Below are 19299 nucleotides of genomic sequence, written 5' to 3'. Positions count from 1 at the left end.
GCGGGCGCAGCGGCCGGGGCCGGCGTTTGCGGCGCCGGGTCGGCGGCGGCGGTGTCTGCCGGGGCCGACCCGGCCGGCCGGCCGGCCTCGGGCGCATCGGAGGGCTCGGCCGCCGGGGCGCCGTCGGCGTCCGTCATCTGGCGGGCGATTTCGTCCGGCCGGGCAATGTCGGAGGGAGCCGGCGTGGCCGGCCCGTCCCCGGTGTCCGGGGCGGGCGCCGCCGGCTGTTCGGGGGCCGGGGCTGCGGAGGGTTGCGCGGGTTCGGTGTCGGCGACCGCCACGGCATCCGGCGGCGGCGCAGGGCGCGCTTCCGTCTGCGGCTGCGGCTGCGGAGCCTGTTCCGGCGGCGTAACGTAGACCGGCGCGTCGCCGGTCGCCCCGGTCAGCAGGGTCTTCACCTCGTCCTGGAACACCAGCAGGCCCGCCATCGCGGCGGCGCTGCCCAGCAGGAAGACCAGGGCCAGGGCGCGCACGGCCGTCCGCCCCCGTCGCGGCCCCCCGTCGCCGGCCGTTGCGGCCCCTGCGGCCGGCGGTGCCAGCGGCGGCGGCGCGGCGGCGACGTTCACGCCGCCTTCGTTCGCCGCAGCCGTGCCGGGCTCGCCCCGTGCATTCTGCCGCGCCGCCTTTTCAAGCGCCTTGTAGAGTACGCTCATGCCCCACTTTCCACATCCGGGCCCGCACGACCCGGGTCTCGTCCTGTCCGTCCCCCACCGGGCGGAGTCACACGTCATGCCGCCGCGCCGGCCGGTCTGCCACTTTCGGATGGAACCATACCACGCGAGAGGTGAGAAAACGGTAAATTTGTATGTTTTCCCGTGCGTCCGGCGCCGCCGCGACCGTCGCCACACCGTACGGAGGCCGCCAAGGCATTGCAACTAGGGCGAAAGTCAGGGGCGTCGAAGCCTTGTATGCGCGACAGTAGAATTGTGCACTGCACTCTGAGGCATAAGGCGCGGAATCATTCGTACCGGCCTTCACTCAAACGAAACACGACCTTTTCAGTCGTGTTTGATTGGGCTACGATCCGTGCGTGTCACGCTTAGCGGCGGGAAGCATGCCGGGGCTTACCGGCCGATCGGCCGACCGTCGCCAGAGTGGCAAACTGTTCATATCCGTGCATAAACGGGAGGCTTTTTTGATGAAAACCCTTTACACGGCTGCCGCCGCTGCCGCTCTGACCGTCGGCCTTGGTGCCACCGCCGCCCAGGCGGGCGAGACCTTTGATGCGGTCAAGGAGCGGGGCGAACTGGTGTGCGGCGTGCACACCGGCCTGGCCGGATTCTCGGCGCCCGACGAGCAGGGCAACTGGTCCGGTCTGGACGTGGACGTCTGCCGCGCCGTCGCGGCCGCCGTCTTCGGCGACAGCGAGAAGGTCAAGTATGTGCCCCTGTCGGCGCAGCAGCGCCTGACCGCCCTGCAGGCGGGCGAGGTCGACGTGCTGGCCCGCAACACCACCCACACCCTGACCCGCGACACCGCCAACGGCCTGAACTTCCTGCCGGTCAACTACTACGACGGCCAGGGCTTCATGGTGCGCAAGGACCTGGGCGTGGACAGCGCCAGGCAGCTGGACGGCGCCACGGTGTGCGTGCAGACCGGCACCACCACCGAGCTGAACCTGGCCGACTACTTCCGCGCCAACAACATGCAGCTCAACCCGCTGACCATCGAGGCCTTCGAGGAAGTCAACGCCGCCTACGCCTCGGGCCGCTGCGACGCCCTGACGTCGGACACCTCGCAGCTCGCGGCCATCCGCGCCAACGACCTGCCGAACCCCGACGACCACGTCATCCTGCCCGAGCTGATCTCCAAGGAGCCGCTGGCCCCGGCCGTGCGCCACGGTGACGACCAGTGGTTCGACGCCGTGAAGTGGGTCCTCCACGCCATGGTCGACGCCGAGGAGATGGGCATCACGTCCGAGAACGTGGACCAGGTGAAGGCCGAGACCGACAACCCGAACGTCAAGCGCCTGCTGGGTGCCACGCCGGGCATGGGCGAGGCGCTGGGCCTGCCCAACGAGTGGGCCTACAACGTGATCTCGCAGGTCGGCAACTACGGCCAGTCCTTCGAGCGCAACGTCGGCCAGGACAGCCCGCTGAACCTGGAGCGCGGCCTGAACGCCCTGTGGACCGACGGCGGCCTGCAGTACGCCCCGCCGGCCCGCTAAGCGGTCCCGATGCGCGCCGGCGGTCAGATCGCCGGCGCAGCGTTCAGCCGGCACACGGCCTTTCGCGCCGCACGGCGCAAAGGCCGCCCGGCCTTGCCGGGCGATACCTGACCGGTTTCAGGCGTCGCGCGGTATAAATCGGTGAACGGGCGTCGCCGGCGGCGGCGGAGGCAGGGTCCCCTGCTTCCCTCGCCCCGGCGGCGACCTTTTTGCAAGCGGCCATTCTGCAAGACGGGTCACCAACGTTCATGGCAGACCACTCCTCCGCACGCGGCGCCCCCGCGGCCAAGGGCTCCGCGCCGCCCCGCAAGACGTCGTTCCTCAACGACCAGCGGGTGCGCGGCGTCCTGTACCAGATCCTGACCATCGGCGCCGTTGTGGCGGTGGGCTGGTATCTGGTGCACAACACGCTCACGAACCTCGCCGCCCGTGACATCGCCACGGGCTTCGGCTTCCTCGACCGCGAGGCCGGGTTCGACATCTCGGAAAGCGTCATCGAGTACTCGCCGGCCGACACCTACGGCCGCGTGCTGCTCGCCGGCCTTTTGAACACGCTGAAGGTCAGCATCATCGGCATCGTGCTGGCGACCCTGATCGGCACCATCATCGGCATCGCGCGCCTGTCCAACAACTGGCTGGTGGCGAAGCTGTCGTCGGTCTACGTCGAGGCCATGCGCAACGTGCCGCTGCTGCTGCAGCTGTTCTTCTGGTACGCCATCATCGGCGTCGCCCTGCCCCACCCGCGCGAGGCGCTGGAGCCCGTCGAGGGCTGGTTCCTGTCCAACCGCGGCTTCCGCTTCCCCTATCCGGTGTGGGAGACGGGCTGGACGCTGGCCGTCATCGGCCTGGTGCTGGCGGCCGTCATCACCTGGTGGCTGAACAAGCGCGCCGCCCGCATCCAGGGCGAAACCGGCCGGCGGCCCAACGTGCTGATCCCCGGCATCGCGCTGTTCATCGGCCTGCCGGTGATCCTGTGGGCCCTCGGCGGCGCGCCGACGGCCATCGACGTGCCGGAGATGGCGGGCTTCAACTTCCGTGGCGGTGCCAGCGTGTCGCCCGAGTTCGCGGCGCTGCTGCTGGGCCTGACGCTGTACACGGCCGCCTTCATCGCCGAAATCGTGCGCGGCGGCATCCTGTCGGTGCACTACGGCCAGACGGAAGCCGCCGTGGCGCTGGGCCTGAAGCGCGGCCTGGTGATGCGCCTGGTGCTGCTGCCGCAGGCGCTGCGCGTCATCATCCCGCCGCTGACCAGCCAGTACCTCAACCTGACCAAGAACAGCTCGCTGGCCATCGCCATCGGCTATCCGGACCTGGTGGCGACGGCGAACACGTCCATCAACCAGACCGGTCAGGCTGTCGAGGGCGTGGCGATCATCATGGCGACCTACCTGACGGTGTCCTTGAGCATTTCCGCCTTCATGAACTGGTACAACAGCTACATTGCGCTGCGAGGGGGGCGGAGCTGATGGTGATGCGCCAGGAAGAGCGCGATGCGCGCAACCCCGCCTACACGCACATCGAGGAACCGGACGAGCCCACGGCGGGCCATCCGACCCAGCGCGTGTGGGACATGCTGGGCTGGACAAAGAAGCATCTGTTCAGCTCCATCCCCAACACCATCGCCACGCTGGTCTGCCTGTACCTGCTGTGGCTGATCATTCCGCCCTTCCTCGACTGGGCGTTCCTGTCGGCCATCTGGTCGTCGGACACCCCCGACGCCTGTAAGGTGGACGGCGCCGGCGCCTGCTGGGCCTTCGTCGAGCAGAAGCACCGCTTCATCCTGTTCGGCCTCTATCCGTTCGACGAGCAGTGGCGTCCCATGACGGCCGTCGTGCTGTTCATCGCGGCGCTGGCGGCCAGCTGCTACCCGCCGTTCTGGTCCAAGTGGCTGATCCCGCTGTGGGCCGTGGTGCTGACGGTCTGCGGCGTGCTGATGTACGGTGGCGTGTTCGGCATGACCTATGTCGACAACACCCAGTGGGGCGGCGTGCCGCTGACCCTGATCCTGTCGGTGACGGGCATCGGCCTGGCCTTCCCGCTGGCCGTGCTGCTGGCGCTGGGGCGACGGTCGAACCTGCCGGCCATCAAGACCATCTGCGTCACCTTCATCGAGCTGATCCGCGGCGTGCCGCTGATTTCGGTGCTGTTCATGGCGTCGATCATGTTCCCGCTGTTCATGCCCGAGGGCGTGACCGTGGACAAGCTGCTGCGCGCCATCGTCGGCATCATGCTGTTCACCTCGGCCTATCTGGCCGAAGCCATCCGCGGCGGCCTGCAATCGCTGCCGCGCGGACAGTACGAGGCCGCCGACAGCCTGGGCCTCAGCTATTGGCAGAAGACGCGGCTGATCGTCCTGCCGCAGGCGCTGCGCATCGTCATTCCGCCGCTGGTGAACCAGTTCATCTCGACGTTCAAGGACACGTCGCTGGTCATCATCATCGGCCTCTTTGACCTGCTGACCAGCGCCAAGACCGCCTTGGCCGACCCGGAATGGCGCCAGTTCTACGCCGAGAGCTACATCTTCGCCGCCATCCTGTACTTCAGCTTCGCCTTCTTCATGTCGCGCTACAGCCAGTTCCTGGAGCGCCGTCTCAACGCGGGGACCCGTCGATGAGCAACGGAATCGAACCCACCCAGACCACCGTCGAACCGTCGGTGGATGCGCCGAAGACGCCCGCCATGGGCGAGGAAGTGGTCATCCGCCTGGACAACGTGAACAAGTGGTTCGGCCACTTCCACGTCCTGAAGGACATCAACCTGGATGTCCGCCGCGGCGAGCGCGTGGTCGTCTGCGGCCCGTCGGGCTCGGGCAAGTCCACCGTGATCCGCTGCATCAACCGGCTGGAGGAACACCAGCAGGGCGACATCATCGTCAACGGCGTGACGCTGACCAACGACGTCAAGGCCATCGAGGCCATCCGCAAGGACGTCGGCATGGTGTTCCAGAGCTTCAACCTGTTCCCGCACCTGACCGTGCTGGAAAACCTGATCCTCGGCCCCATCTGGGTGAACAAGACGCCCCGGAAGGAAGCCGTGGATACGGCCATGTACTACCTGGAGCGCGTGAAGATCCCCGAGCAGGCCTCCAAGTACCCCGGCCAGTTGTCGGGCGGCCAGCAGCAGCGTGTCGCCATCGCGCGGTCGCTGTGCATGAAGCCGTCCATCATGCTGTTCGACGAACCCACCTCCGCCCTTGATCCGGAAATGATCAAGGAGGTGCTCGACGTCATGGTGGAGTTGGCCCAGGAAGGCATGACCATGATCTGCGTCACCCACGAGATGGGCTTCGCCCGCTCGGTCGCCGACACGGTGGTCTTCATGGCCGACGGCCAGATCGTGGAGAAGAACAGCCCCAAGGAGCTGTTCGCCAACCCGCAGGAAGAGCGCACCCGGCAGTTCCTCAGCCAGATCATCCAGCACTGATCGGGCGTTCGCCAACGGGAAAGGCCGCCGTTCCGCATGGGGTGGCGGCCTTTTTTCGTGGGGGCGCGCGGGGGGGATGGCAGGCTCCGGTGGCTTTGTGCGGCGAGGCCACAAAGGGACGAAGGCCACCAAGGCTTCGCGGCTGCGCCGCAATGGTTATTGCGAGGGAGCCGCGGGCTCCCTCGCGCTCCCCCGGCTCCTTGGTCATCACCCTTCCTCTCAGGCCGGGCCAAGGCCCCGGCCGGAAAGAGGATGGCGCGCCTTTGCCTTGGTGTCTTGGTGCCTTGGTGTCTTGGTGGTTCCATAACACCTGCCAGCCAATGAAGCCGCAGCCCATCCGCCAGCACACCGGCTTCGTGGTCTTCGTCCCTTCGTGGCCTCGCCGCACCCCGCCAGCCCGCGCAAAAAGAAACCGCCCGCCCCGGTCTCCCAGGGCGGGCGGTTTCGCGTTCGGGTCCGTCGGGCGGCTCAGGCGGCCGTCAGCAGCTTTTCCAGCTTCTCCGTGGCGGCCTCGGGCTCGATCTGCTCGACCGCGGCCAGTTCGTGGGACAGGCGCTCCAGCGCCTGTTCGTAGATCTGGCGCTCGCTGAAGGACTGCTCCGGCTGGGTGGCGGAGCGGTGCAGGTCGCGCACCACCTCGGCGATGGCGACCGGGTCGCCCGAGATGATCTTGGCTTCGTATTCCTGCGCGCGGCGGCTCCACATGGCGCGCTTCACGCGGGCGCGGCCCTTCAGGGTGGTCAGCGCGGAGTCCATGGCCTTCTTGGTCGACAGCTTGCGCAGGCCCGAGGTCTTGGCCTTGGTCACCGGAATGCGCAGCGTCATGCGCTCGCGCTCGAAGCTGACGACGAACAGCTCCAGCTCATGGCCGGCGATCGTCTGCTTCTCCACTTCCAGAACCTTGCCGACGCCGTGCGCGGGGTAGACGACAAAGTCGCCAGCCGTGAAAGGCACTTGGTTCGTCATGTTTCTCTTCTTCTCTTCCCGTCAAGACCTGCCGAGGCGGCCGCCGGAGCCCTTGCGTCTCCGGTCGCGACCGCGTGGCCGTGATCATGGCCGGCTTCCGAGGTGAATGGACGCGCAACGAAACGGGCGTCCACCGCCGCGCACCGGCCGGGTTGCGCGGCATGGCTGTCAGTGTCCGGGCGGGCGTGCGCCCGTATCCGTAGCTGATGCGGGGTCCGGCGAAGCGTTCTCTCTCTCAATCCCGCACTGGGGTCGGACCCTCAAAAAAAGTGCCGCCGGATGGAACCAGCGGACCGCTAGGGTATACCACGTTTTGGGGACCCGAGACAGGTAAAAAAAGCGCAACACCGAGGCCCGCCCCGGGAGCGGCGGGATTCCCCCGAGTCCCGGACGCCGAACGGGGCCGCCGTTTCCGGCCGCCCCGTTCTTGCCGTGCGGGATATGTAGTGCGACTCGATCTCAGTCGCCAGAGCCCGGCGTCTCGGACAGCATCTCGGCCTTGCCGGGCTTGTCCTTCCATTCGTCGGCGTCGGGCAGCGGGTCCTTCTGGCGCGTGATGTTGGGCCACTTTTCCGAATACTCGCGGTTCTGTTCCGCCCACTTCTGCGCGATGTCCTCGGAGTCGGGGAAGATGGCCTCGGCCGGGCATTCGGGCTCGCACACGCCGCAGTCGATGCACTCGTCCGGATTGATGACGAGCATGTTCTCGCCTTCGTAGAAACAGTCCACCGGGCACACCTCGACGCAGTCGGTGTACTTGCACTTGATGCAGTTCTCGGTGACGACGTAGGTCATGGGTTCATCAACTCCGGTTTAAGCGCGTCCGGCGGGGACAATGTGGTTTGGCCGATGGCCCTCTTTCTAGGACGACAGGCCCAGGCGGTCCAGCACCCGTTTGCGGGCGGCGCCGCTTTCCGCGTCCTCCACGTACAGAAGGCCGCAGACTCGGCGCATGAGGTTGGTCTCGAAGTCGTGTGCGACGCCGTCGGCGTACACCACCTCCCACAGCATTTCCACCATCTCGACGCGCTGGTCGTGGTCGAAGTGGTCCTTGATGGCGCGGGTGAAGGCGTACAGCTCGTTGGTGTCCTGCTGTTCGGCCTCGGCCTCGGCCAGCAGTTCGCGGGCGTCGGCATCCGACAGCTGGAACCGGCGCTGCAGCAGGCCGAGAATGCTGGCGCGCTCGTCCTCGTCGAAGGTGCCGTCGAGCGTTGCCGTTTCCACCATGACGGCGGCGGCGGCGACGGCCACGTCGTCGTGATCGGCGGCGCGGGCATCGGCCTCGGAGGCGGAAAACAACAGGTCTTTCAGTTTGCCAAGCATGATAGTCCACGTGTGGTTGATGCGTGGAGGATGCAAGCGGCCGGTCCGGTCGCGGACGACATCTTGCCTTCGGCGAAAGGAAGCGTCACTTAAACACCATGACAACGCCCCCGCAAGATGCCAGGCGGAGCGCCCCGGCAACGGCGCGCAACCGCGAGCCCATTCTTTCCGTGCTGCAACGCGTGCTGCCGGCGCGCGGTCTCGTGCTGGAGATCGCCAGCGGCACCGGCGAGCACGCGGTGTTCTTCTCACGCGCGCTGCCGGGCCTGACATGGCAGCCGACCGACGTCGACGCCTCCGCCCGGGCCAGCGTCGACGCCTGGGCGGAGGCCGAGGGGCCGGAGACCCTGCGCCCGGCCGTGGCCCTGGACGTGACGGCGCGACCCTGGCCTGTGGATGCGGCCGATGCGGTGGTCTGCATCAACATGATCCACATCAGCCCGCCCGAATGCACGCCGGCCCTGCTGCAAGGCGCGGCGGTGGTGCTGCCGCGGGGCGCGCCGCTGGTGCTCTACGGGCCGTTCCGCGTGGGCGGCGTGCACACGTCGGAGAGCAATGCGGCGTTCGACAACTGGCTGAAGGCGCAGAACCCGTCGTTCGGCATCCGAAACCTCGACGACGTGGCGGACATGGCGGCCGGCGCAGGATTCTCCACCCCGGAGACGGTGGAGATGCCGGCGAACAACCTGACGGTGGTGTTCCGGCGGGGGTGAAGGGGAGGATCGACTCGCCTAAAAATCGGTATTGTGCCGAGTCGGTCCTGACGCTATATATTGGTTATTAATCCCGTCGGGGCCTCGGCCTCGGCGCCTCCCCCGGGCTTCGGCTCGGGGGTTTTCATTTCGTGGGGGGACGGAATGAGCGCTCGGCGTCGGATCGCCGTCTTTGTGGACGGTTTCAATCTCTACCATGCCATCGACAAGCTGCACCGTCCGCATCTGAAATGGATGGATTTGCGGCGGCTGATGACGAATTTTACGGATCCGGCCGTGCACGACCTCGTGCGCGTCTACTACTTTTCTGCCTTTGCCACGTGGCTTCCCGTGGCTCATGCCCGTCATGAACAGTATGTTGCGGCGCTTGAGCAGTCGGGGGCTACGCCGGTCCTGGGCCAGTTCAAGGAAAAGGATCGCGGCTGCCGGACCTGTGGCGCAGCCTGGGTTGGTCACGAAGAGAAGGAAACGGACGTAAACATCGCGCTTTACCTTCTGCGCGACGCGTTTCAGAACGTCTACGACGAGGCCTTCGTGGTCAGCCGGGACAGCGACCTCACGCCGGCCATCAGGATGGTCCTGGAGCACTTCCCACAAAAGTCCATCAAGGTCATCGCGCCGCCCAACCTCCGCCACAGTAAGGAGATGGGCAAGCTCGTCGGAAAGAAAAAGTTGGCGGCCATCAAGCCGATCCACCTTGAGAGAGCCTTGCTGCCTGCCGTCATTGTGGATGAAGCCAGCGGCAGAGTTCTGGCGCGCCGTCCCGACCGTTCCGCTCCGCCCTCCCAATAACGGAAGCGCGAGGGGCCGTCACTCCCCGCATCCTTTTATCGCGTGCCAGCGCGATGCGGCGTGCGGAACCCGGCCTACTCCGCCGCTTCCTTCTTGCGCGCCGCGACGGATCGCGCGACCTCGCCGTTCAGCGTGTCCATGAGCGTCTCGCGGACCTGCTTCAGCTTGCCTTCGTGCTCGATCTTCATGCCGAAGACGTCCTTGACGTAGAAGACGTCCACCACGCGCTCGCCAAACGTCGTGACCTGGGCGGAATGGATTTGCAGGCCGCAGCGGGTGAGCGCCGCCGTCACGTCGTAGAGGAAGCCCGGCCGGTCGCGGCCGTTGACCTCGATCACCGTGTAGGTCTTGGACGCGGTGTTGTCGACCACCACGCGCGGCGGCACCTTGAAGACGCGGGTGCGGCTGGGCAGCCCCGAGGGCTTGGCCGCCAGTTCCTTTTCCAGCCAGATCTTGCCCGACAGTGCGTTCTCGATGATGCGTGCCAGCCGGTCGAGCTTGTCCTCGTCGGTGACCGCGGTGCCGTCGTTGTCCTGGACCGAGAAGACGTCCAGCGCCATGCCGGTGGTCAGCGTCATGATCTTGGCGTCGACAATGGTCACGCCCGACAGCGACATGGCCCCGGTGATCTTGGAGAACAGGCCCGGATGGTCGGCGGTGTAGATGGTGACGTCGGTGACGCCGCGGATTTCATCGGTGCAGACGTCCACCGTCAGCAGGCGCCCGGCGGCCTCGGCGTCGCGGATCAGTTCGGCGTGGCGCTGCTGGCTTTGCGTGTCGAAGGTCAGCCAATAGCTGGGGTAGCCGCGCGCCAGGTGATCCTCGATGTCGCGCGCGCTCCAGCCGGCGATCTCCAGGCTTTCGCGCAGGGCCTCACGCTTGCGGGCGGCGCGGGCATCGCGGGAGCCGGCGGACAGGCCGCCCGACAGCGCATCCTCGGTGCGGTAGAACAACTCGCGCAGCAGCGTGCCCTTCCAGCTGTTCCACACCTGCGGCCCGACGGCGCGGATGTCGCAGCAGGTCAGCAGGGTGAGCAGCTCCAGGCGCTCGGGGCTCTGCACCAGGTCGGCGAAGGTGCGGATGGTCTGGGGGTCGTCGACATCGCGCTTGAAGGCGGTGCGGCTCATGTCCAGGTGATGCAGCACCAGCCACGACACCGTTTCCGTCTCCTCGGGCGTCAGGCCCAGGCGCGGACAGAGCTTGGTGGCGACCTTGGCCCCCAGTTCGGAGTGGTCGCCGCCGCGTCCCTTGGCGATGTCGTGCAGCAGCACCGCCACATAGAGGGCCCGGCGGCTTTGCACCTTCTGCACCAGTTGGGTGGACAGCGGCAGTTCCGTCGCCAGCTTGCCCTGCTCGATCCGGTTGAGGATGCCGATGGCGCGGATGGTGTGCTCGTCGGTGGTGTAGACGTGGTACATGTCGTACTGCATCTGCGCCACGACACGGCCGAAATCGGGAATGAACCGGCCGAAGACGCCTGCCTCGTTCAGCCGCCGCAGGGTGCTCTCGGCGTGCTGCGGGTGGATGAGCATCTCGACGAACAGGCGGTTGGCCTCGGGGTCGCTGCGCAGGGAGCGCACGAGACGCAGGTTGTCGTTGACCAGCCGTAACGTGTCCGGGTGGATGTCCAGCCCGTGCTTCTGCGCCACATGGAAGATGGACAGAAGCCGCACGGGCTCTGTCTCGAAGGCATCGTCGCGGGGCACGGCGATCCGGCTGCCCTCCACCACGAAACCTTCCAGGTTGCGCTTGCGGAAGGCGCCCGGCATGCGCAGGGCGGGGCGGCGCCGGTTGCGCTCCTCCAGCACCGCGCAGAAGATGCGCGTCAGATCGCCCACGTCCTTGGCGACCAGGAAGTAGTGCCGCATGAACCGCTCCACGCCCCTGGCCCCGGCACGGTCTGTGTAGCCCAGCGCGTCGGCGACGGCGGATTGCATGTCGAAGGTCAGGCGGTCTTCCGGCCGGCCCGACAGGTAGTGCAGGGCGCAGCGCACCGACCACAGGAAGGTCTGCGCCTTGATGAAGCTGGTGGCGGCCTGGTCGCTCAAGACCTCCATGTCGGCCAGCTGCCGCATGTCGGATACGCCGTAGAGATACTTGGCGATCCAGTACAGCGTGTGCAGGTCGCGCAGGCCCCCCTTGTCCTCCTTGACGTTCGGTTCGAGGACGTAACGGCTGTCGCCCAGGCGTTCGTGTCGGTCGTCGCGCTCGGCCAGCTTCTGCTCGACGAAGTGCATGCCCGTGCCGGCGACGATTTCCTGCTGGTAGCGCTGGTGGAAGTCGTCCCACAGGCGCCGGTCGCCGCACAGGTGGCGGCTTTCCAGCATGGCGGTGCGGATGGTGATGTCGCCCTTGGCCTGGCGCATGCACTCCTGCACGTTGCGGGTGGCGTGGCCGACCTTCAGCCCCAGGTCCCACAGCATGTAGAGCATGAACTCCACCACCTGCTCGGAGTACGGCGTGCTCTTGTAGGGCAGCAGGAACAAGAGGTCGATGTCGGAAAACGGCGACAGCTCGCGTCGGCCATAGCCGCCGACGGCCAGCACGGCCAGGTGCTCGCCGGTGGTCTTGACGCCGGTGGGGAAGACATGGGTGACCGTGTAGTCGAACAGCGTGACGATCAGCTGGTCGACCAGATAGCAGTTTTCCCGCACGCAGTGGTCGCCGCGGCCGTGCTCGTCCAGGAACCGGCGGCGGACCTCGTCGTGGCCGTGGCGCAGGGCCTCCTTGAAGGCGGCGAGCACCTTCTGGCGGCGCTGGCGGTTCTTGAGCGCCGGATCGGCGGCGATGTCTTCCAGGTGGCTGACCAGGGCCCGGCGGTCGACGACCGCGCGGGGCTTGCGAATCTTCAACATGGCACCCCTCGCGTCTGCCGCCTCAATATAGGGGCGATGGCGGCGGGGGGCCACGGTTGGGTGAGCGTTCCGGCACACGGAAAAGGCCCGCCTGTTTCCAGGCGGGCCTCTCCGAATTCTGGTGCCGGCGCGCAGATTTGAACTGCGGACCTACTGATTACGAATCAGTTGCTCTACCCCTGAGCTACGCCGGCGGCCGAGAGAGGCCGGGAACATAGGCCGAAGAAGGGCGTTTTGCAAGCACCTCTTTCGCGGGTGCCGGCGAAATTTCGCCGCCCTTATCGCTGCGCCTCGCCCGGCTGGCCGGGGCAGGGGTGCTGCCGGCTGCCCGGCTGACAGACGTTCAGCCCCGACAGGATGCCGATGGCCTCGCGCTTTTCCGCTTCGGGAATCGTCGGCGGTTCCGCCCCGAAGGCGGGCATGCTCCAGACGCGCTGGACCATGTAGAGGTTGTCGTTGCCCTGGAGCGAGCGGAAATAGGCCACCTCCCCCAGGCCCGTCTGCTTGTTGCGCGTGCAGGCGGTGGCCCAGAAGGCGGAGGGATAGCCGTTGCTCAGCCCCGTCTGCAGGCCGCTGGCGGTGGCGTCCTCGCAGGCCGCCTGGGCGTTGTTCAGGCTACGCTCGCGCAGGGATTCGGCGGGGACGGCGGTCATGTCGCGGTAGATCTGCAGGATGACCATGTCGCGCCACCCCTGCATGGTCTGGCCGCCGGGCAGGAAGGTGATGATGTCCACGTTGCCCTGGCGCGTGCGGTTGACCTCCTGCCAGCGGTCGGGCAGAGCGAAAGCGTAGGTTTCCTCGGGCCGGACGGGGTCCTGCGCCGATGCCGTGTTCGGGGCCGCGCCCGCCAGCCCCGCCGCCGTCAGCAGCGCGGCGAGCGCAAGGATCGTCCGGTGCCAGAGTCGCATGCTTCCCTCCTGTTGCGGGCGCCACTGTCCTACGGATCGGCGCCCGCGTCCAGGGCTGGTCGTGGCCGGTCGACGCGGCGACCGGGCGGCCTTGAGCGGCAGCCCAAGCGCGCGACCGTCCAGGCCTGTCCGCCTACCCCTCCAGTTCCGGGTCCACCAGACGGCCGAACAGGGCACGCACGCCTTCTCCCCACTCCGCACGAAGGTCCATCATGTAGGCGTCGTCCTCGGCGATGACGCGGCGGTGGTGGGTTGCCATCGCGTCCCGTTTCGCTACCAGAACGTCCAGCGGCATGCCCACCGACAGGTTCGACCGCATGGTGCTGTCGAACGACACCAGGGCGCACTTCACGGCCTCGGGCAGCGGCGTTTCCGGCGTGATGACCCGGTCCAGGATGGGCTTGCCATACTTGGTCTCGCCGATCTGGAAGAAGGGGGTGAGCGGCCCGGCCTCGATGTAGTTGCCCGCCGAGTAGATGAGGAACAGCCGCATGGGGCCGCCCTTGATCTGCCCGCCCAGGATGAAGGTGGCGTTGAAGTCGGCCCCGTGCTGCTCCAGCGCCTCGGCGTCGTGGGCGTGGACGCGGCGCACGGCCTCGCCCACCAGGCGGGCGGCGGCGGTCATGCCGGGCACGGTTTCCATGGTCGATCCCTTGCGCCGCTTCTTGCCGTCGGACAGGCGGATGCGGTCCTCAAGCTCGGCCGCGACGGCCTGGGTGATGGCCAGGTTGCCGGCCGAGAGCAGCACGATCAGCCGCTCGCCGGGCTTTTCCCAAATGCGCATCTTGGGGAAGGCGGAAATATGGTCGACGCCCGCGTTCGTGCGGCTGTCCGACGCCATGACGAGGCCGTCGTCCAGAAGAATGCCCAATCCGTAAGTCATTTCGGGTGTGGAAGGTCCAGGGTCACGCCACCAGCAGGAAATCCTTGGCGATTTCGGCGCTGAGGGCGGAATTGCGGTTGATGAATTCGGTCAGGAAGCGGTGCAGCCCCCGCCGGGTGATGTCCTGCGCGCGGTTGTAATGCAGCCGGGCGTGCATTTCGCCGGCCAGCCGGGCGCATTCTAGCTTGGGGCCGAGCACGTCCAGCTGCTGGTGAACCACGTCGTAGCAGGCGTGCAGCGAGCGCGGGAACTCGTCGCGCAGGATGAGCAGTTCCGCCACGTTGCGCGGCTTGATGCTGTCGCGGTAGATCAGCCGGTAGGCCTTGAAGGCCGAGAGCGAGCGCAGCAGCGCGCCCCACTGGTAGTAGTCCACGGCCTCGTCGATGCGGTCTTCGTCGGGGGCGAGCACATGGTACTTCACGTCCAGCAGGCGGGCGGTGTTGTCGGCGCGCTCGATGAAGGTGCCCAGCCGCGCGAAATAGAACCCCTCGTTCTGCAGCATGGTGCCCACCGTGGTGCCCCGGAAGAGGGCAGAGCGGTCCTTCACCCAGTCGAAGAAGTCGCGGAAGCCCGTATCCACAAGGTTGGCGTAGTGCATCTCCTTGATTTCCAGCCAGGCGGCGTTGATGCACTCGAACATTTCCGACGGAATGGCGTTGCGCTCCGCCCGGGCGTTCTCGCGCGCCTGCCGGATGCTGGAGAAGATGGACGACGGGTTGTCCGGGTCCAGCGCCATGAAGCCGATGACGGCTCCGGCGGTGATCTCGTCGTGGTCCTTTTCGTAGAGCGGCCGCTGCCCGGCGATGATGAGCGCCGGCAGCCATTCCGAGGCCGAGGTGTGTGCGGTGCTGGCGGGCAGCTGGCTCATGCGGTGGCTGACGTCCAGGATGCGGGCCATGTTCTCGGCGCGCTCCACGTAGCGGGCCATCCAGTACAGGTTGTCGGCGGTCCGGCTCAGCATGGCGTTATCGCTCCAGCACCCAGGTGTCCTTGGTTCCCCCGCCCTGGGAGGAGTTCACCACCAGCGATCCCTCCCGCAGCGCCACGCGCGTCAGGCCGCCGGGCACGACGGAAATCTCCTTGCCCTGCAGCACGAAGGGCCGCAGGTCCACATGGCGGGGTGCGACGCCCTCGGCGACGAAGGTGGGGCAGGTGGAAAGCGCCAGTGTCGGCTGGGCGATGAAGTTCTCGGGGTCCTTCAGCAGCCGCTCGCGGTACTCGGAAATCTCCTGCCGGCTGGCCTTCGGGCCGACCAGCATGCCGTAGCCGCCCGACCCGTGAACCTCCTTCACCACCAGCTCGGGCAGGTGGTCGAGCACGTACTTGCGGTCCTCGTCCCGGTGCAGGTGATAGGTCGGCACGTTGGCGAGGATGGGCTCCTCCCCCAGATAGAACCGGATCATTTCGGGTACGTAATCGTAGATCGCCTTGTCGTCGGCGATGCCCGTCCCGACCCCGTTGGCCAGCGTCACACGCCCCTTCTTGTAGGCCTGGAACAGGCCCGGGACGCCCAGCATGCTGTCCTTGCGGAAGACGCGGGGGTCCAGGAAATCGTCGTCGATGCGGCGATAGATGACGTCGACCCGTTTCGGCCCCTCCACGGTGCGCATGTAGACGGTGTCGTCGTCGACGAACAGGTCCTGCCCCTGCACCAGGTCCACGCCCATTTCGTCGGCCAGGAAGGCGTGCTCGAAATAGGCGCTGTTGTACTGGCCGGGGGTGAGGACCACCACGGTGGGCTCCTCCACATGGTCGCCGGCGGAATAGCGCAGGTTCTGCAGAAGCTGGTTGCAGTAGTGGTTGACCGGTGCGACGGCGTGCAGGTCGAACAGGTCGGGGAACAGCCGCATCATGATCTCGCGGTTTTCCAGCATGTAGCTGACCCCCGACGGCGTGCGCAGGTTGTCCTCCAGCACGGAGAACTCGTTCTCGCCGGTGCGCACGATGTCGATGCCGCCGATGTGCACATAGATGTCGCGCGGCGGGCGGAAGCCCTTCATCTCCTGGCGGAACTGGTCGTTCTGGGCGATCAGGCGGGCGGGAACCTTGCCGGCGCGGATGATTTCCTGCGCGCCGTAGACGTCGCCGATGAAGGTGTTGAGCGCCTTCAGCCGCTGGCAGACGCCGTCGGAGACGGTTTTCCACTCCTGCTTGGACAGGATGCGCGGGATGATGTCGAAGGGGATCAGCCGTTCCGCCCCCGAACTGTCGCCGTAGACGGCAAAGGTGATGCCGATGCGGCGGAACAGCATGTCCGCCTGCCGGTGCCGCCGGGCCATCACGTCGCCGTCCTGGCGCTTCAGCCAGGTGTCGAAGGTCTTGTAGGGCGGCCGGATGTGCCCGTTCGGGGACATTTCGTCGAAGGGTGTCTTGGGCATGCTCCCCCTTCCATCACACCGGTGGAACCGCAACGCCTTGTAGTATAACGGTCAGAGACGGCCGCTTGTCACGCGCTACATGATGAGAAGTTGAACATTCGGCGCCGTTGCCTGCTGCGTGGGCAACTGCCCGCGCCGATGCCGGGAAAACGGGCGCCCGGGCGGCGGCTCGTCCCTGGTAGGATTGTGGGAAACGCGACTCGGGCGGGGCGCCATGCAATGGCCCTGGGCGCGGGCGCGTTGGTATCCCATGTTGGGAGAAACCTCGCAGTCACGGAGGCGCCCCATGACCGAGCCCGCCAATCCCGCCGGCGAAACCGCCGCACCCGGCTCCGCCGGGTCTGCCACGCACGAGGGCGGCTGCCTGTGCGGAATCGTCCGCTTCACCGTCCAGGGTCCGCCGGTGCGCGCCGACTGGTGCCATTGCCGCGAATGCCAGCGCTCCAGCGGCTCCGCCGCCATCCCGTGGGGCGCCTGGCCGGCCGAGTCGTTCCGGATCACCGAGGGCGAGCACCATCTGTCGTGCTTCAGCTCCACCTACCGCGGGCAGCGCCATTTCTGCCGCGAGTGCGGCGCGACGCTGCACATGACCGACCCGACGGAGGAGCGCGGCACGGTCGGCGTGCCCCTGACGGCGCTCGACGACCCGACCGTCGCCAGCCCCACCTGCCACAGCTGGGTCAGCGAGCGGGTGCCGTGGGCGCAGGGGACCGACGACCTGCCGGTCCACGAAAAGGACATGCCGGAATGACGCCGCGCGACAACAGCGCCGACCGCCACGACCACCCCCGCGACGGCGACGGCAGAGGAGGCCCCGGCCGCGGCGGCCGTGGCGGTGCCGGCGGGCCGCGCCGGGGGCTTCTGACGACGCTGTTCGCGGTGTTCTTCATCGCCTACTGGCTGCTCAGCACCTTCGTCTTCACGCGCTGGGTCAACGATGTGGGCGGCTTCGTCTGGGGCTGGGGAATCCTCGCCCTGCCGCTGGTGGTGCCGCTCTACGCCGTAATCCAGCGGCTGGCCTTCCGCCGCCCGGCGATCAACCGCCACCGCTGGCTGTTCCTGCTTCTGATCTGCGTGCTGACGGGCGCGCTGTATCCGGCCATCGCGGCCGGCATCGCGACGGTGGCCATGAACGCGCTGGGGTGAGGCCGGGGTAAGGCGGGCCCCGCCTCCGACCCGTTACGCCGTTTCCGCCACGGCTTCCGCCGCCTGGTCCTCTGCCGAAGCTGGATGGGCGGCGGCGGGATGGCGGACCTTCAGGCCGCTCGGGTCGACCTCGTAATGAACGGGGCCGCGCACGAATTCCACTTCGCCGTCGTTGGCGACGGGGCGCGATCGCTTGAAGGCGATGTCCAGGCGGGGCGTGCGCAGGATTTCCATCTCCGGGTCGCGGACGATGGTGCCCAGCCACATCTTCAGCAGCTGGCCCAGCGTGCCGAACCAGCCGCGCTCGTGGCTGATGTAGACCGTCAGAAGCCCGTCCCGCAGCGAGGGCCGCCGGAACAGGCGGCCGGTGCGGAACTCGTATTCGCTGGTGGCGACGATCATCGCCGGCGTGGTGATGCGGCGCTCCTGCCCGTCCACCGTCAGCACCGCCTCCATCATGCGGTGGCGGCGGATGGCGCGCCACATGGCGCGGAACATGGCCGGCCACTTGCCGTAGCCGAACAGGCGGCGGCGGCGCTCGCGGTCGATGATCATTTCCGGGTAGAGGCCGAGCGCCGACTTGTTGAGGAACAGCTCGCCGTTCATCAACCCCACGTCGATGGGTTCCACCGGCGCATGGGCCAGGGCGGCGATGGCCTCGTCCAGATCAAGGGGAATCCCCAAGTCCCGCGCCAGAAGGTTCATGGTGCCCAGCGGCAGGACACCCAGCGTCCCGCCGCTTTGGCGCAGAAGAGTCGCGGCGGTGCGCAGGGTGCCGTCGCCGCCGCCGACCCAGACCTCGCCGCCGGTGGCGCAGGCCTCGCGCAGAACGCCCTCGATTCGCTTGGGGTGGACGATGCGGATGACAGGGTCCTCGATGTCCGCCCTGGCACAGGCCTCCGACAGCCGCAGCCGCAGGGCGCCGCGGCCCATGCGGCGGGCGGTGCCGGACTTGCGGTTGACGACGATGGTCAGCATAACGGAGGCCTCTCGTTGCGGCGGAACGGTCAGGCCATCATAGCGGCCAGACCGCCCGCACCCCAGGCCAGTGCCGCCACATAGGCCGCCGAACCGGCACAAAGAACGTATCCGGCGATCATTCCGAGGCCGTCACGGGTCAGCAGGCCCAGGCTCAGCGCCACGATGGCGGTGCCCGGCAGGCTGTTGCCGAACGGGATGGGCAGGGCCAGCACCGCGCCCATGGCGATGAGCAGGAGGGCGGTGACGATCACCAGCGGCTTGCTGGTCAGCACCGTCAGGCGCGGCCGTGTCCGCCGCTCCACCCGGCGCAGGACCGGCACGCTCCGCCGCAGCACGGCCTCCAGCGCCCGCCGGGGCACGCGCCGGTTGCGCACGAAGCGCGGCAGGTGGACGGTCTTGCGGCCGATCAGCAGGCGCGCCGCCAGCAGCACGATCAGCGACCCGAAGATGGCCCCGGTCGGCAGGCCCGGCGACGGGACCGTGCCGAACAGCCCGAACACCAGGATGGCGAAGGGCAGGGCGCGGTCGGCGAAAGCGGACGTCATTTCCGACAGCGTCGGGCCGTTGCCGTCGCGTCCGGCGCGGCGCAGGCGGGCGAGCGTCAGCGACAGGCTTTTGGCGGCCGCGGCGGTGGCGGGCGCGGCGCGGGTCATGGCGGCGGCGGACAGCGGCGTGGGCTCCTTCGTCATGATTCGTCGGACGTCGGTTTCGGTCATGAAGATGGGTGTATCCGGCCGTTGCGGCAACGGTGTGGCGCTGAAACA

The 19299-nt window shown here is 67.6% G+C and carries 18 protein-coding genes, 1 tRNA gene and 1 pseudogene; 8 read left to right on the top strand and 12 right to left on the bottom strand.

The annotated features are described in order from the left end of the window. Positions 1-653 (bottom strand): annotated as a pseudogene (locus C882_RS20330) (hypothetical protein); the annotation flags it as partial. Between the two features lie 485 nt (positions 654-1138). On the opposite strand from C882_RS20330, the gene C882_RS20325 reads away from it, so the two are divergent. The 4 genes from C882_RS20325 to C882_RS20310 all read left to right on the top strand — a co-directional run bounded on the left by C882_RS20325 (position 1139) and on the right by C882_RS20310 (position 5590). After that, positions 1139-2167 carry an amino acid ABC transporter substrate-binding protein gene (locus C882_RS20325; protein WP_009542570.1) on the top strand — a complete coding sequence of 343 codons (1029 nt, stop codon included), beginning with the start codon at positions 1139-1141 and terminating at the stop codon, positions 2165-2167. A gap of 248 nt (positions 2168-2415) precedes the next feature. Beyond that, positions 2416-3633 (top strand): amino acid ABC transporter permease, encoded by a 1218-nt coding sequence (locus C882_RS20320; protein WP_009542569.1) that lies wholly within the window; start codon positions 2416-2418, stop codon positions 3631-3633. Positions 3634-3638: 5 nt separating this feature from the next. Further along, on the top strand, positions 3639-4781 hold the full coding sequence (locus C882_RS20315) for an amino acid ABC transporter permease (protein WP_009542568.1): 1143 nt from the start codon (positions 3639-3641) through the stop codon (positions 4779-4781). Beyond that, a complete protein-coding gene (locus C882_RS20310; protein WP_009542567.1) occupies positions 4778-5590 on the top strand; it encodes an amino acid ABC transporter ATP-binding protein in 813 nt (270 codons plus the stop codon). Before C882_RS20315 ends, C882_RS20310 begins: the two co-directional genes overlap by 4 nt. Positions 5591-6058: 468 nt before the next feature. On the opposite strand, the gene C882_RS20305 is transcribed toward C882_RS20310, so the two are convergent. The 3 genes from C882_RS20305 to C882_RS20295 all read right to left on the bottom strand — a co-directional run bounded on the left by C882_RS20305 (position 6059) and on the right by C882_RS20295 (position 7879). Continuing rightward, positions 6059-6556, bottom strand: a complete 498-nt coding sequence (locus C882_RS20305) for a CarD family transcriptional regulator (RefSeq protein ID WP_043646779.1) — start codon at positions 6554-6556, stop codon at positions 6059-6061. Between the two features lie 459 nt (positions 6557-7015). Continuing rightward, entirely contained in the window at positions 7016-7351 is a 336-nt protein-coding gene (gene fdxA, locus C882_RS20300; RefSeq protein WP_009542565.1) for a ferredoxin FdxA, read from the bottom strand. A gap of 66 nt (positions 7352-7417) precedes the next feature. Further along, positions 7418-7879, bottom strand: a complete 462-nt coding sequence (locus C882_RS20295; RefSeq protein ID WP_009542564.1) for a tellurite resistance TerB family protein — start codon at positions 7877-7879, stop codon at positions 7418-7420. Positions 7880-7977: 98 nt separating this feature from the next. Here C882_RS20295 and C882_RS20290 point away from each other — a divergent pair, with 98 nt between their 5' ends. Then, positions 7978-8592, top strand: coding sequence for a DUF938 domain-containing protein (locus C882_RS20290; RefSeq protein ID WP_043646777.1), 615 nt, complete (start codon positions 7978-7980; stop codon positions 8590-8592). 144 nt (positions 8593-8736) lie between these two features. Continuing rightward, entirely contained in the window at positions 8737-9384 is a 648-nt protein-coding gene (locus C882_RS23600) for an NYN domain-containing protein (RefSeq protein ID WP_083876079.1), read from the top strand. Positions 9385-9458: 74 nt separating this feature from the next. Here C882_RS23600 and C882_RS20280 read toward each other — a convergent pair whose 3' ends face one another. From C882_RS20280 to C882_RS20255, 6 genes are all read right to left on the bottom strand, one after another. After that, complete coding sequence (locus C882_RS20280; RefSeq protein ID WP_009542561.1) at positions 9459-12239, bottom strand: [protein-PII] uridylyltransferase; 2781 nt, start codon at positions 12237-12239, stop codon at positions 9459-9461. A gap of 119 nt (positions 12240-12358) precedes the next feature. Further along, positions 12359-12433, bottom strand: a tRNA-Thr gene (locus tag C882_RS20275). A gap of 84 nt (positions 12434-12517) precedes the next feature. Beyond that, the gene (locus C882_RS20270) at positions 12518-13147 is read right to left on the bottom strand and encodes a hypothetical protein (protein WP_009542560.1); all 630 of its coding nucleotides are present in this window, start codon (positions 13145-13147) and stop codon (positions 12518-12520) included. 133 nt (positions 13148-13280) lie between these two features. Further along, positions 13281-14030 (bottom strand): proteasome-type protease, encoded by a 750-nt coding sequence (locus C882_RS20265; protein ID WP_052000239.1) that lies wholly within the window; start codon positions 14028-14030, stop codon positions 13281-13283. 22 nt (positions 14031-14052) lie between these two features. Further along, on the bottom strand, positions 14053-14991 hold the full coding sequence (locus C882_RS20260) for an alpha-E domain-containing protein (RefSeq protein ID WP_009542558.1): 939 nt from the start codon (positions 14989-14991) through the stop codon (positions 14053-14055). 4 nt (positions 14992-14995) lie between these two features. Then, a complete protein-coding gene (locus tag C882_RS20255) occupies positions 14996-16408 on the bottom strand; it encodes a circularly permuted type 2 ATP-grasp protein (protein ID WP_009542557.1) in 1413 nt (470 codons plus the stop codon). 286 nt (positions 16409-16694) lie between these two features. On the opposite strand from C882_RS20255, the gene C882_RS20250 reads away from it, so the two are divergent. Together C882_RS20250 and C882_RS20245 are read left to right on the top strand one after the other, a co-directional pair. Further along, a complete protein-coding gene (locus C882_RS20250) occupies positions 16695-17159 on the top strand; it encodes a GFA family protein (RefSeq protein WP_009542556.1) in 465 nt (154 codons plus the stop codon). Further along, positions 17156-17554: a hypothetical protein gene (locus tag C882_RS20245; protein WP_009542555.1), complete on the top strand. Its 399-nt coding sequence runs from the start codon at positions 17156-17158 to the stop codon at positions 17552-17554. The genes C882_RS20250 and C882_RS20245 overlap by 4 nt, the downstream gene beginning before the upstream one ends. Before the next feature lie 33 nt (positions 17555-17587). Here C882_RS20245 and C882_RS20240 read toward each other — a convergent pair whose 3' ends face one another. Continuing rightward, positions 17588-18532: a diacylglycerol/lipid kinase family protein gene (locus tag C882_RS20240; protein WP_009542554.1), complete on the bottom strand. Its 945-nt coding sequence runs from the start codon at positions 18530-18532 to the stop codon at positions 17588-17590. A gap of 29 nt (positions 18533-18561) precedes the next feature. Further along, a complete protein-coding gene (locus tag C882_RS20235; protein WP_009542553.1) occupies positions 18562-19251 on the bottom strand; it encodes an exopolysaccharide biosynthesis protein in 690 nt (229 codons plus the stop codon). Positions 19252-19299: the final 48 nt, after the last annotated feature.

The sequence above is a fragment of the Caenispirillum salinarum AK4 genome (assembly GCF_000315795.1).
Lineage (GTDB): Bacteria > Pseudomonadota > Alphaproteobacteria > Rhodospirillales > Rhodospirillaceae > Caenispirillum > Caenispirillum salinarum.
Note: the sequence above shows the minus strand (reverse complement) of the source record. Positions and strands in the feature narration are given on the sequence as shown.